Source organism: Proteus columbae (assembly GCF_009914335.1).
Classification (GTDB): Bacteria; Pseudomonadota; Gammaproteobacteria; order Enterobacterales; family Enterobacteriaceae; genus Proteus.
Genome location: NZ_CP043925.1, coordinates 814,867 through 828,595, shown reverse-complemented (window position 1 = coordinate 828,595; position 13,729 = coordinate 814,867). Strand labels below are relative to the sequence as shown.

Sequence of the window (13,729 nt, the reverse complement as noted above, 5' to 3'; positions counted from 1 at the left end):
TCGTCGCAAATAAAAAACATATCACTGAGAATATTCTTTATTAAAATCAACCCGCCAATTAGGCGGGCCTATCATTTATTAATTCTAAACGTCTATGATCTTATTTAGCTAGAAAGTGTTTATCTTCAATCACAATTAAAGGTTCAATATCACTCTCTTTTTTAATTACTAGAGTTGGGTCTGAACGTAAACAACAACCGCCATAATGCCCGCCCACTGTAAAGGTGCAAACTTGGATATAACGATTTGCCACTTTTGGTAAACACCATAATTCTTGGTAAATATTTTCTTGATGATCAAATTGACCACTGGTTTCATCTAACACATTATCTTTATGATCGACTAAACCAATGTTACTACCACAACGACCCGCAATCGGTTTAACCGCATAACCACTTTGTGCAAGACGAGGTGTCACTGTGAAATCAGTATCTAACAAATAAGGATTATCAGGGAACAATTGCCATAAAATAGGTAGAATCGCTTTATTACTAGGAATAAGTGTCCAAAGAGGTTCAAAAACGGTAATTTCAGGACGTAAAAGCACATCGACCAAGCGGACTTCGCCTTCAGGATGCCCTGTACGAATAGGGATCAGTGCTTGTTGTTCACTCTCTTCTCTTAGTTGGTCTAACGCTGTTTCCCAAGCCCATGTTTTCCAAACACATTCAACAACCCGCTTGTCTGCATCAATCAATTGACCACGACTATTCCAATGAAGTTCATCTAATCCACGTAGAATTTTACTGTTATAACCTGCTTGATTCAGTGATTGTTGCATAAAGAGAGCGTGATAATCTTCTTCACTATCATCATCTTGAAGAATATGCACAAAAGGTTTTGCATCACAGTGTTTCCAAGCATCCGCTAATGCATCAAGTAAGCGTTCGCCAGGGTTAAAACCCTCTTTAATTCCACCTTTCTGTGCCCATTTCTCGATGATTAAGCCAGCTTCTGTATGGCAAGAGGCAGAGTCAGCATTATATTCATAAACTTTGACACCACGTTCATCCATACAAAAATCTAATCGTCCCGTGATCATTTGATGGCGTCTGTTTTGCCATGACAAACGAATACGAGGCCACAACACTTCAGGAATATCGAATAAACGCAGTAGCTTATCGTCTTTCAACACTTTTTCAGTTGCATGCAAATACATCAAATGCATTTCATTACTTGCACGAATAAGTTCCTGCTCTGCACTTTCTGAAATGGTGAAATATTCATAGCTATCTTGATTGATGATATGACCGTGTTGTGCGACGACATACGCTTTTTCTAGCGGTGAACTTTCATCTAACCATTTACCATCCAACTGGCCTTTATTCTCAAGTTTTGCCGCATGAATGGCTAACAGTTCAGGCGCAATTTTAGGTTGAGGAAGGCTATAAGCATTAGGCTCTGTTTGGATCATCCAACCTAATAGAGTTGTATTATCAAAAGTATCTTGAATAAAGTAACCGTTATCCGTCACTTTAAGCGGTAATTCTCGAGTCCACTGTTGCCCTGCGGGTAATCGAGTGTGGATAACATTTTGCTCTGCAATACGAATTTTATCTTCAAGCACTTCAGTAATAACAGCAACATGCCCTGTTACTTTAAATTCACCACCTTCTTGCCAAATCAATAAAGCACCCACCGCTGGAGGTTGTTTGCTACCATTTGCAAAGGCTTGTAATGGCAATATATCGTCATCGATGGTTTTACGTAAAAAACGCAGTGAGAAGATCTCATAAGCCATTCCCACATCAGTAAATACAGAGCCATAATGCAAATAGAGAAAACGGCGAGCAAACTCAACACACTGCCACTTGTGCCCCATATATTCATTACCAATATAACTACGGAATGAATCATTAGCGGCATAGTCTTCTTTATCAATACTGCTGTAATCTGAAGAGTAAATCGCGACACCACCAGGCGCATAGCCTAGCAATGTTCCAAATGGTTCATGACGAATGATATCTTTTACATTCATAATCTCGACCTTGACGATAAATAGATAACTACCCTGCAATACTTATAATCTGCATAAGTATTATAGATAACAATCTTAACGCTGTAGACCATCAGAAGTGAATGTAATTTTATAAATGACAACAAAATGAAAATTATTGTTTGGGTTTGATACTCGTTTAAGAAGGGAAATCGCGACGAGATAAAAAAAACTCAAAAATAACCCATTATAAAAAGCCTATAAAAGGTATTTTCGAGCATAAATACAGTCAAAGAGGGCTTTATCTTTTTTATTGTGATTGCATTATTTACTCTTTATTAATCATAAATGCGAGCACAAATGACAGAATAAATGGTGTTTAGGCAATATATAGCACTGCTTATCAAAAAATCCTCGATTATCCTGCTAGAAAAAAGAAAGATCTCAAAATAGTTTAATGAAAATTAATATCATCTTATAACGTAATGGGTATAAATAATTCATCCAATTAACCGATAACACAGTAGTATGGATTTGACTCATTCAAGCCGGAGTGCTTGTTTATTTTGAAGATCCACACGGAAACTTGATATTCAATTTATTGAGTATTATTGGTGGTTGATAGGAAGAATGAGGTCACTAATGTCAAAGATTTATCCCATTTCTCAAATTATTGGGCATAAAATTCGTAAACAACGCCAGCAACTTCGCTTGTCAGCAAAGGTTGTCGCTGAACGAGTCGGTATTAGCCAGCAACAATTTTCACGTTATGAGAATGGGCTATGTAAGATTGATGTTGATATGCTCTTTCATATTGCACAAGAGCTAAAAGTCACTCCTGCATTTTTCCTACCACCAAATGAAGAGCAAGTTTCTGCTGTGGCACTGACACAATCCAAACAGTTTTGGAGCGCTCAAAGTCAGATTTAATCTTCTTAGTATGGAAGTCTTCTCTTTTATCTTCTCATTATGATAAATAAGATTTCCATATATCATTCTTAATTAGATGATTTCATTGAGTATTATTACCCGGAATTATTAATTCCATTCATATATTTCTTTCAGAACAACAAATTTTTTTCTTTTATAAAAGAAAACGTTATCACTATTTTCACTGACTTTTCTGCCAACTTAAGCGATATTTTTCGTATAGATTATCTCCTATTTCTAATGCAAATTATGCTAACCTTATTAAGAATAATAACAATTATCATTCAATAATAAGGGTTAAACATGAAATATCGCTATGCACTCTCTCTCACTGCACTCTCATTTCTTTCTGCGTCCGCTCTCGCTGTCGAGTATCCAGTTGGTCATCCTATTCTTAAAAATGGTATGGAAATTCAAGGGGTTTATCTCCAACCTATCACAATGGATACCGAAGAAGGTCATCATGCGATGAATCACTTGGCTGCTGATAAGGCAGATATCCATTTAGAAGCAGACATTCATGCTACAGAAGATAATCCGAATGGATTTGCTGAGGGTGATTGGATCCCTTACCTCACCATCGAATACACCGTAACAAAATCCGACGCGCCTGCAAAAAAACAACAAGGTACATTTATGGCAATGGTTGCCAACGATGGCCCTCACTATGGTGAAAACCTGAAACTAGACGGAAATGGTCAATATAACGTGACCTATAAAATTTACCCGCCTTCATACAACAAAGATATCGCTTTTGGTCGCCATATCGATAAAGAAACAGGCGTTTCACCTTGGTTTGAACCCTTTGAAGTGTCATGGGATTTCACCTATAGCGGTACGGGCCGTAAAGGCAGTTACTAATTAGCTTGATAACGGATAAATCCAACCCTTTGGATTTATCCTTTTTCTCTTTTTTAAGTGAAACGCTGATGATCAAAACTCTCTCTAAATATACATTATTACTACTGTTAATGGTGACATCCTCTGTTTTTGCAGCAGAGAAATACACCGTTGAATTAGAAATGAAAGATGGCGAACTTATTCCCCAAGTACTTGAAGTCCCCGCTAAAACACCCATTAGAATAAAAATTCGTAATACAGGCACTAGCCCTGTTGAATTTGAAAGTACACAGCTACGTAAAGAAAAAGTATTAGCACCGGGCGCCAATTCTGTCGTTGTAATCGCACCACTAAAACCAGGCCGTTACACCTTCTTTGATGATTTTCACCTTTCTCATCCCCAAGGTGAAATTGTTGCAACTGAAAAGGCAGAGTAATTATGGGACAAGTTCTGTTTGTTGTTTGGCGAGAAAGCTTTGAAGCGCTATTAGTGGTAGGCATTATTTATGCGTGGATAAAACGTTCACCAACACCACAACACGGTATGAAATATTTATGGGGTGGCGTGGCCTTTGGGTTATTTCTTGCCATTATTCTAGCACTAAGTATTTATGGCGTATTTAGCTCACTCGAAGATATGTGGCAATCTCTATTTATGATCGCAATGGAGATCCTCGCTTGTGTACTTATTGTGCAGATGGTTTATTGGATGAATGGGCAGGGAAAATCATTAAAAGCAAATATAGAAAATGAACTCACCCAAAAAACACAACAACAAAGTGCATGGGGTATTTTATTGATTATTGCCATTGCGATTGCCAGAGAAGGCAGCGAAGTCGTGGTCTTCCTCTCTAGCCATATTATGGCTCTCAATGCACAAACAGCACTGCCTTTCTTTATTGAAGTCTTTATTGGCTTACTTGTCGCAGCATTCACACTATGGCTATTTTTGCTGACTTCAAAAGTTATTTCATGGCGCTATTTCTTTACCGTAACAGGATTTTTATTACTATTCCTTGCCGTTTCTCTGTTATTAAAAGCCGTAGAAGAAATTGCCAATCTATTGATTGAAATGGATTTTGAATTACCTGATTTCTTTATTTATCCACTTTGGGATATTAGCCATATTCTTGATGATTCCAGTGTCTTTGGTAATTTTTTAGTCTCGTTTTTTGCTTATCGCTCTCAACCCATTGGTTTAAGCGTGGTGACATTTATTGTGTATTGGGTGGTTGTTGCACTGTTATTTAAGCGAGGTGCTCGCCATGCTAAATAATGTAAAGTTGCTAAGTAAAAAGATCACCGTTTTTCTATTTATCTTGTTGTTTTCTTTTCCTATTTATGCGGAAAAAATTATTCAGGGCATTATTCAAGATAGCGACAATATCGTTATTGCCAAAGGGGATATCCCCACTCCTAAAAAGTTTGAAAGCGATATTTTAAATTACCGAGAAAAGGCGGTTGAACAATTAACGCTAGTTGAAAAATCGCTCGATAAATTAATCGAAAGCAGCGAAAAAAATCAGCTTATTAATGCACAAAATGCTTATCAACAAGCGCATTATCATTATGAAGTGATCCGCCCTATTATTGCCCTTTTTGGTACAAGCGAACGTTTATTGAATAATCGAGCCGATTTCTTTCTTGAAAGAGAAAATTCACCTCGTTTTTCAGGATTTCATTTAGTTGAATATCAACTATTTAAATTAAAAGATCCTCAAAAAGCCACCGAATCGGCAAAAGCCCTTTTAAGAGGTATTAGTGACCTAAAAAAACGTGTCGCGATTGAAGATATTCCTATCCCTAAATTGGTTCAGTCTGCGGGTGATAGCTTAGAGTTTATTTTAACTGACAAACTCGCTGGTATTGAAAATCAATATTCAAACAGCGATCTGGGTGATAGTTATGCCAATTTATCTGGATCGCGCTTAATCGTAGAGATCTTATCTAATCATATTCCAACGACAGAATATCAACTGCTTATCAAACAATATGACGATATAGGGGCTTTGCTTTTAAAATATCAGCGCGATGAAGGTCTATTTCAGCCTTTAACCGCACTTCCTGAAACAGAAAAAAGTTGGCTTTTTTCTCAAGTAACACAATTGGCAGAGCAAGTGGCAAACTTACGTAGTACGCTCAATATTGATGTTTACTATCACTATAAAGAAGCAAGTGATGAAAAATAAAACTCTCTTTAAATCGCTATCAAAAAATCCTGTTAACCTAAATAAACGTACAACGTTAAAGTGGTTAGGAGGGAGTCTATTACTCGCCAGTATGGGAGCGAAAGCAGTAGAAAAACAAGAGTCTTTATCTACTCCTCGCTATCAACGGGCTATTGCCTATTTAGGTCAACATCAAGCGGGTGTTATTACACCAGAACAAAAGCATGCTTCATTAATTGCACTTAATCTGACAGTAACAAACGCCGATGATGTAAAAAGAATATTCACAACACTGACACAACGAATTGCATTTTTAACTCAACCCAGAGAACTTCAACAAAGAGCTAACCCGCATCTCCCCCCTGCTGAATCTGGTATTTTAGGAACACAATTACACCCCGATGAATTAACCGTCACCGTTGCTTTAGGTGATAGTTTTTTTGATAGCCGTTTTGGTTTTCAAGCTAAAAAACCTAAGCGTTTAGAACCAATGAAACCCTTTCCTAATGACCGACTCAATCCTAAATGGTGTGGTGGCGATGTATTACTGCAACTTTGTGCGAATAGCCCAGAAAGTGTAATTTATGCGTTAAGAGATATTTTAAAACACCTGTCAGGGAAGGTTTATGCTGTATGGAAAATCGATGGCTTTCTTCCTTCTCGTGATATCGATAATCGACAGACACCTATTAATCTTTTTGGCTTTAAAGATGGCTCGGGCAACGCCCCTTCTTCAGATAATAGTTTGATGGATGATCTTGTTTGGATCACTGAGAAACAAAAAGAGCCACAGTGGTGTTTAGGTGGAAGTTATCAAGCTGTTCGCCTTATTCGTTTTGCTTTGGAATTTTGGGATAGAACACCGCTTGAAGATCAAGAAAATAACTTTGGGCGCCATCGCTCAACGGGTGCACCAATAGGTATGAAGCAAGAGATGGACGATCCTCAATTTGAAAAAGATCCTCACGGTGACAGAGTGCTATTTGATTCTCATATGCGACGAGCTGAACCAAGAAATCCAGAACGTTACAGTGCAAAATTACGCCGACGTAGTTATAGCTACTCATTAGGATTAACGCCTTCAGGTCAACTAGATATGGGGCTGATCTTTATCTCATTTCAAAATAACCTTAAAAAAGGGTTTATTGATACCCAAAAACGTTTAGACGGTGAACCCTTAGAGCGTTATATCAAACCTTTTGGTGGCGGATATTACTTCGTGTTACCCGGTATATCTCAAGAAGGCGACATTCTGGCAAAAGGACTATTCGATTAATCAACACACGATTTTAGGCACTTTGCTTTTAATGCAAAAGTGCCTAAATAAGCTCTTTAGCAAATTAATGGGAGAAATGCGCCATTTTTGCTTTTAATGCATAGCCTAGCTCCATTTGCCTTTCAGGTTCAATAAATCCCATCGTCAATACTGCCGCTACCATTTCCCCTTTTTTATTAAAGACAGGGCATGAAATAGATTGCGCGCCAGGAATACCATCAGCAGGCTCCTGACGAATAGCAAAACCTTGTTGACGAATAGTATTTTGCTGCTTTTGCGATAAATCTGCTTCAATCATCAAATCACTAAAGGTGGCAAAAACAGCACCCGCTGCACTAACTTTATGAGGAACAGGAGTATCAGGTAAAAAATCGATATCAACATGTTTAAAACTACGGTTGTAACGTGTTAAAAATAGTTGATTACCTTGAGATATCACCAATCCCGTAGACATATTATGTTCGTCTCTAAACTCACATAATAGCTGGTTAATTTCATCCACAACGGATTGTGGCTTTGGTGTCGCCTCGGCTAAGAAAAGAATTTTACTGCCCAAACAATACTGGCTTCCTTCACTCTCTTGATACAGCATTTCTGAGCGACAAAGTGAAACTAAATACTTATGTAAGCGACTTTTTGAAAGTGAACAGGCTTTTGCAATATCTGACGATCGAGCTACCCCGCCATTCGACGCAATAAATTCGAGAATGGTAATAGCGATATCAACCGAGTTAACTCCTTGAGAATTCTGCATTTATTTTTCCCATACCTATTCGTTATTTACTTAATTTTATGACGATATCCCATTATTCTTTTTTTGTTATTTTTACTAGTATATTGCTCTGAAACCTTATTTTAAATAGGGCTTTTTAATCATTTTCTATCGATTATTTTCTTTGTCTATTTTTAGATGATCTAACTCAAAGTTAACCATATATGAATTGAGTTTATATATAGTTAACTTTTCTTGTGCGTGAGAATGTCTATGTCTAAAAATCAAAAATGGGAATTAAATAGAAGAACGTTGTTAAAAGGAATGGGCGCTATTGGCGTGGCCGCTCTTTCTCCTAACGCGTTCAGTCTAGTTAATGAAAATAAACCCATATATAACCAAAAAGTACGGATCAAATTATCCGAATATAAAACCTTTCGTTCAACCTGTGCGATGGAATGTTTGCACTGTAACCTAACAGCTTTTACACATAATGGGCAACTTATCAAAGTTGAAGCCACTGAAGGCTTTAATGTGAAATGCTGTTTGCGTGGTATGAGCCGAACTAAGTGGGTATACCATAAAGATCGTTTAACCACACCTTTATTACGTGTTGGCGAAAAAGGGAAAGCCGAGTTTAAACCGATCATTTGGAATGAAGCGCTTGATCTTATTGAAAAGAATATCAGAGAAACCATTGATAAGTTTGGCAATGAGGGGCTATTTATCTCCACTCATGCAGGCAATATGGACTCGATTAAAAACGATATGGGTAAAGCGTTTTTCGATTACTTAGGAGGCTCCACAAAACAAGCTGGCTCTTTATGCTGTTCTGCTGTAACAGCGGCGATGATCCCAATGGTGGGTCTACGCTATGCAGATACTCGAGATACGGTAAAAGATAGTCGCTATATTCTTTGTTGGGGTAATAACCCAGCAGTCACTATGCAAGCCTATTTTAAAAACTACAACCAAGCTCGCCGAAATGGCGCCAGAATGGTGGTTATTGATCCTCGCTTTAATGAAACTGCGGCTAAAGCCGATGAATGGATCCCTATTGTACCTGGTACAGATACTGCGCTCGCATTAGGTATGATCAAAATTATCATTGACGAAAATCTCACGGATAAGCCTTTTTTACGTGCGCATACCGGTGCCGTTTACCTTGTTGACTCACAACAAAAACTATTACGCCAATCTGATGATGATAAAGATAGCTATCTGGTTTTTGATACATTAAGTCAGCAACTTGTTCATCATGAAACAGCGAATATTGTTCCTGCGTTAACTCATGATGAACTGCCTACTAATGTTGACTATGTGACAGTTTTTGAGCAAATTTATCAGCAAGCACAACCTTGGACTATCGAAAAAACCAGCCAAGAAACGGATATTCCAAAAGAAACGATCATTCGTTTAGCTCGCGATTATGCCACCACCAAACCAGCGATGATTGTGCAAAATATGTCAGGCGCTCAACGAACCGAGTTTGGTGCTTATGTCGCAGCAAGCCAGTTTTATCTCGCCTTATTAACCGGCAATATCGGTAAAAAAGGCGCGGGAGTTTGTGATGCGGGCGGTGCTCGTCAAATGGCGAAATTTAGCCCGATTATTCCACCAGCACCTAATGCAAAACCCATTAAACCAATCCCTGTTGCAAAAGTCGGTGATTGTATTGTCAATGAAAGACCACACCCAATTAACTTTTGGTGGATCATGACAATGGGGGTGATGACGCAACTTCCTAACACAAATATGGTGCGTAATGCACTGAAAAAAGTACCTTTTGTTGTTGTCGCAGATAATCTAATGTCATCCACGGCACTTTATGCCGACCTTGTGCTTCCTGTTACCACTATTTTTGAAGATACCAGTTTAATGGCGGGTGTTCGTAGTCAGTATGTACAATTAATGGAAAAAGCCGTTGAGCCACCAGGAGAAGCAAAACCTGATTATTGGATCTTTGCTCGCCTTGCTGAGCGTTTTGGCTTTGGTGAAGTCTTTAATCAGCCTATCGAACATTACATTGATGCTTGCCTAAAAGGCTCTGGTATTACTCGAGAAATGCTTGAAAAAGGCCCAGTACGCCCAGTTGAAGGCGATTGGATCCCATTTAAAGATGGTATTTTCCGTACTTCAACGAAAAAAGCGCACTTCTTTATTGAAGAGTGGCAGGGCAAAAATTACTCCCCTATTGTCACCTATTATCCAGTAAAAGAATCGATAAAAGGCTCACCTGAACTTGCCCAAAAGTATCCTCTTATGGCGGTACAACGCAAACTCGCCCGTAGTGTTCACTCCAGTCATGGTATGAATGAATGGATCTTAGAAGTACAGCGTAATCAGCCGAATATTCTTATCCATCCTAATGATGCCTTAGCTCGCGGTATTAAAAATGGTGAATGGGCTATCGCGTTTAATGATCGAGGTGAACACCGCGCGATTGCCGTTGTGACCACTCACATTAAGCAAGGTGTTATCTCATTAGACAATGGATGGTGGGAGCAACAAGGCGGAAGTAGTAGCCATGTCACCAATGATCACGTAGAGCCTTTAGGTAATGGTCATTGCTGTAATAGCACCTTAGTTAACGTAAGACGGGAGGCATGATCATGGCGAAGAAACAGTATGGTTTTCTGATAAATACCAAAGATTGCTACGGTTGTCGCACCTGCTCTATGGCATGTAAATCTGAAAACGTAACACCACCCGGTGTGCTATGGCGTCGTGTTCGTGAATTCAACGAAGATCAACCTAATGCACAAGCCTTTATTACTATGTCTTGTAACCATTGTGATGATCCACAATGCCTAAAAGTCTGTCCAGCTGACACTTATACCAAACGCGAGGATGGTATTGTCGTGCAAGATCATGACAAATGCATTGGTTGCCAGATGTGTATTATGGCCTGTCCTTATAATGCCCCCGTTTATGATCCCGTTGAAGGCAAAACCAGTAAATGCAACATGTGCGCAGATAGACTGGATGAAGGCTTGAAACCACGTTGCGTCGAGTCTTGCCCTACGAGTGCCATCGAATTTGGTGACATTGAAGATTTACGTAAAAAACATACAACAAATTGGGCTTTATTGGAAAAACGCTATGGCGTTCCTGATCACACCATCAGTAATCCTAATATTGTCATTATTGGTATGGAGGATTAATCATGCATGATTATCAACTGCCGTTAGTCCTGTTTACGGTGATGAGTCAGTGGGGCATTGGTGCCGTATTAGCACTTTCACTGTATCAATGGCAAAACCAGACACAAAACTCAACGATATTAAATACCAAAGCGTTACGAACAACGATTGCACTGATTTGGCTAATTGAAGTTGTTGGCTCCTCAATGTCGATGGGGCACTTGGGTGATCCACTTGGCGCTTATCGTTCTGTATTAGGTATCGCTCACTCTTGGTTAAGTCGCGAAGCTATTGCCTTTGTGATGCTAAATGGATTGATTTCATTATGGGCATTAGCCAGTTGGGTACAACCTCATGCCATCCGCCGTAATAGCCTACTTGGCTTATTTTGTGGCGTTATTGGTTTGCCTGTTATTTTGGTTACAGCACAAATCTATTACCAAATGCAGGCACACCCGTTATGGCATACACCAGCAACACAAATTAGCTTTATTGGTACAGCGTTGTTACTTGGCTTTGGCTCGATGATCCCTTGGTTACGTTTACAAGGTAAAACCATTAGCAATTCATTAAAAATAGGGACGTTAATCGGCGCATTATTAGTACTTGTGGGATCAGTTATGAGAGCACAAGTACCCGGTGCAGATGTAGCAAGCCTATTATTATGGTGGCAAGTCATTGCTAGTCTGATTATGGGTATTTGTATTATTACGTTGTCTCATAGTGCTTCATTTAGCAAAACATCGCTCTCTATTATCGCTATTTTGATGCTTTTTAGTGGCGAAATTACAGGAAGAATGTTGTTTTATGGCAATGTAATGGCGCAAGCACCTTGGTTTTAAGTATGTTATCTCTCTAGGTTAAATAGCTTAGTTAGCTTGCTTATTTAACCTAGCATTACTTTTCATTTTACCCCGAATTTATTCGGGGTATTTTTTTATCTCGCCCATATTATTGATTTTACCTTATCAGTATTCTTTTTATCTTTGTTGAAATAATAATCTGGCTATCTTTATCAATAATAGGCAAAATTAACATTAATAATTTAGCACAATTCCCTGTTTACTATTAGAAAAGAGAGCGCTTCACATGACTGGATTAATTATTACCATCGCGTTATTAGGTCTTATTTTTTATTATTACAACCGTATTATCTCTATGCGTGAAGCAGTTATCTCAAGTGAAACTGAAATTTCAGTGCAATTAGATCGTCGTGGCAAAGTGTTTGATAGCTTATTAGCCACCGTTAAAAAATACCTTAGTCATGAATCTGAAGTATTTACTAAAATAACTGAATTAAGAACACAATCTCAAAGCGCAAATACCAAAGAAGCCAAAGCGGCTGAAGATGAGTTATCAAAAATTGTCTCAAGTGGTGCCATTAATGTTGCGGTTGAAAATTACCCTGAATTAAAATCCGACACTATCATGGCAAATTTACAAGAAGAGATTGTTTCAACAGAAAATAAACTCTCTTTTGCAAAGCGCGGTTACAACCGTACTTTAGAGCAATACCGTGCTTTCATCGCCTCTATTCCTGCGGTATTTATCGTCAAAATTTTCCCAAGCCTTGTTATTGATAAAGAGTACTGGCGCCTTGATGAAGGAACCATTAAAGCAGAAGAAGCACGCCGCATTAATTTCGATTAATTTGATAGTGATAAGAGATACTTATTACTTCTAGATTGATAAAACAGCACTTAACGGTGCTGTTTGGAGTCACTAATGGATTTCAGAAATGTTCTACGAAAAAATGCTATTCGAACTCGTTTTGTTATAGCAACATATTTACTCTTAATGCTTATGATCGGTTTGCTGGTGGATACTGCTATTGGAGCCAATCCTTATTTAGATCTTACTGATAATATGTTGGCATTTCTGACTTTCAAAACGCTCCCTATTGCAACATTAATTATTCTCGCCATCTCGATTTTATTGCTTATCTTTATTCATTTTAAAGGGCATAAAATTATGCTAACAGGAATGAATGCACGATTAATTAGTCCTGATGGCACCTTAAATGCACAAGAGCGCCAACTCCTTAATATTGTTGAAGAGCTTAGCTTAAGTGCAACTCTTGGCTACATTCCTAAACTCTATCTTCTTGATACACCAGAAGCGAATGCCTTCGCAGCGGGTTGGTCTGAGAAAAACGCCTTTATTGGTGTAACAACAGGCTTATTAAATCGCCTTAATCGCCAAGAAGTACAAGCAGTATTAGCTCATGAAACAGGGCATATTATTCATGGTGATTCACGACTAACGTTATATGTTGGTATATTAGCTAACGTTATTCTGACGGTAACAAATATCTTTGGTAGCCGCTTATATATTGCCTCTGGTAACCGTGGTGGTAAAAGTAATGATGCAGCAAGTAAAGCACGACTCATTTTAATTATTCTAAACTTGGTGTTGCCGATCATTACACAGGTGCTCTATTTCTATTTGTCCCGTACTCGTGAATATATGGCAGATGCCACTGCGGTTGATTTAACCCAAGACAATCAAGCGATGATTAATGCATTAAAGAAAATTTCAGCACAACATGACACTGAAAATTTTGAAGATGGTTCGACGGGACGTGCTTATCGTAAAGCAGCCTTTATTTTTAATAAAGGAGATTCGTTTTTCTCAACGCATCCCTCCATTGAAAATAGGATCGCAGTGCTAGAAGGTCGAAAAACGTTTTAATTCATGTTGATACAATGTAGTAAAAAGAAAAAA

The 13,729-nt window shown here is 38.4% G+C and carries 13 protein-coding genes; 11 read left to right on the top strand and 2 right to left on the bottom strand.

Annotated features, from left to right (window positions below; all coding sequences use genetic code 11):
• Window positions 1-100: 100 nt before the first annotated feature.
• Complete coding sequence (gene gss / locus F1325_RS03845) at window positions 101-1,978, bottom strand: bifunctional glutathionylspermidine amidase/synthase (protein WP_109371594.1); 1,878 nt, start codon at window positions 1,976-1,978, stop codon at window positions 101-103.
• 600 nt (window positions 1,979-2,578) lie between these two features.
• Between gss and F1325_RS03840 the strand changes: the two genes are divergently transcribed.
• The 6 genes from F1325_RS03840 (at window position 2,579) to efeB (ending at window position 7,150) form a co-directional block, all read left to right on the top strand.
• The gene (locus F1325_RS03840) at window positions 2,579-2,866 is read left to right on the top strand and encodes a helix-turn-helix domain-containing protein (protein ID WP_072063612.1); all 288 of its coding nucleotides are present in this window, start codon (window positions 2,579-2,581) and stop codon (window positions 2,864-2,866) included.
• Window positions 2,867-3,169: 303 nt separating this feature from the next.
• Window positions 3,170-3,727, top strand: coding sequence for an iron transporter (locus F1325_RS03835; protein ID WP_109371597.1), 558 nt, complete (start codon window positions 3,170-3,172; stop codon window positions 3,725-3,727).
• Window positions 3,728-3,795: 68 nt separating this feature from the next.
• Window positions 3,796-4,143, top strand: a complete 348-nt coding sequence (locus tag F1325_RS03830) for a cupredoxin domain-containing protein (protein WP_088493623.1) — start codon at window positions 3,796-3,798, stop codon at window positions 4,141-4,143.
• Between the two features lie 2 nt (window positions 4,144-4,145).
• The gene (locus F1325_RS03825; RefSeq protein ID WP_109371599.1) at window positions 4,146-4,982 is read left to right on the top strand and encodes an FTR1 family iron permease; all 837 of its coding nucleotides are present in this window, start codon (window positions 4,146-4,148) and stop codon (window positions 4,980-4,982) included.
• Window positions 4,972-5,895 carry an EfeM/EfeO family lipoprotein gene (locus tag F1325_RS03820; protein ID WP_160230019.1) on the top strand — a complete coding sequence of 308 codons (924 nt, stop codon included), beginning with the start codon at window positions 4,972-4,974 and terminating at the stop codon, window positions 5,893-5,895. The genes F1325_RS03825 and F1325_RS03820 overlap by 11 nt, the downstream gene beginning before the upstream one ends.
• A complete protein-coding gene (gene efeB / locus F1325_RS03815; protein WP_160230018.1) occupies window positions 5,885-7,150 on the top strand; it encodes an iron uptake transporter deferrochelatase/peroxidase subunit in 1,266 nt (421 codons plus the stop codon). Before F1325_RS03820 ends, efeB begins: the two co-directional genes overlap by 11 nt.
• 64 nt (window positions 7,151-7,214) lie before the next feature.
• Here efeB and F1325_RS03810 read toward each other — a convergent pair whose 3' ends face one another.
• Window positions 7,215-7,904, bottom strand: coding sequence for a helix-turn-helix domain-containing protein (locus F1325_RS03810; RefSeq protein WP_109371605.1), 690 nt, complete (start codon window positions 7,902-7,904; stop codon window positions 7,215-7,217).
• A gap of 231 nt (window positions 7,905-8,135) precedes the next feature.
• On the opposite strand from F1325_RS03810, the gene F1325_RS03805 reads away from it, so the two are divergent.
• From F1325_RS03805 to htpX, 5 genes are all read left to right on the top strand, one after another.
• A complete protein-coding gene (locus tag F1325_RS03805; protein ID WP_160230017.1) occupies window positions 8,136-10,472 on the top strand; it encodes a molybdopterin-containing oxidoreductase family protein in 2,337 nt (778 codons plus the stop codon).
• A 2-nt stretch (window positions 10,473-10,474) separates the two neighbouring features.
• Entirely contained in the window at window positions 10,475-11,026 is a 552-nt protein-coding gene (locus F1325_RS03800) for a 4Fe-4S dicluster domain-containing protein (protein ID WP_160230016.1), read from the top strand.
• 2 nt (window positions 11,027-11,028) lie between these two features.
• Window positions 11,029-11,847: a dimethyl sulfoxide reductase anchor subunit family protein gene (locus F1325_RS03795; protein WP_109371611.1), complete on the top strand. Its 819-nt coding sequence runs from the start codon at window positions 11,029-11,031 to the stop codon at window positions 11,845-11,847.
• A 247-nt stretch (window positions 11,848-12,094) separates the two neighbouring features.
• On the top strand, window positions 12,095-12,655 hold the full coding sequence (locus tag F1325_RS03790) for a LemA family protein (RefSeq protein WP_088493630.1): 561 nt from the start codon (window positions 12,095-12,097) through the stop codon (window positions 12,653-12,655).
• 75 nt (window positions 12,656-12,730) lie between these two features.
• A complete protein-coding gene (gene htpX, locus F1325_RS03785; protein WP_160230015.1) occupies window positions 12,731-13,696 on the top strand; it encodes a zinc metalloprotease HtpX in 966 nt (321 codons plus the stop codon).
• Window positions 13,697-13,729 lie beyond the last annotated feature (33 nt).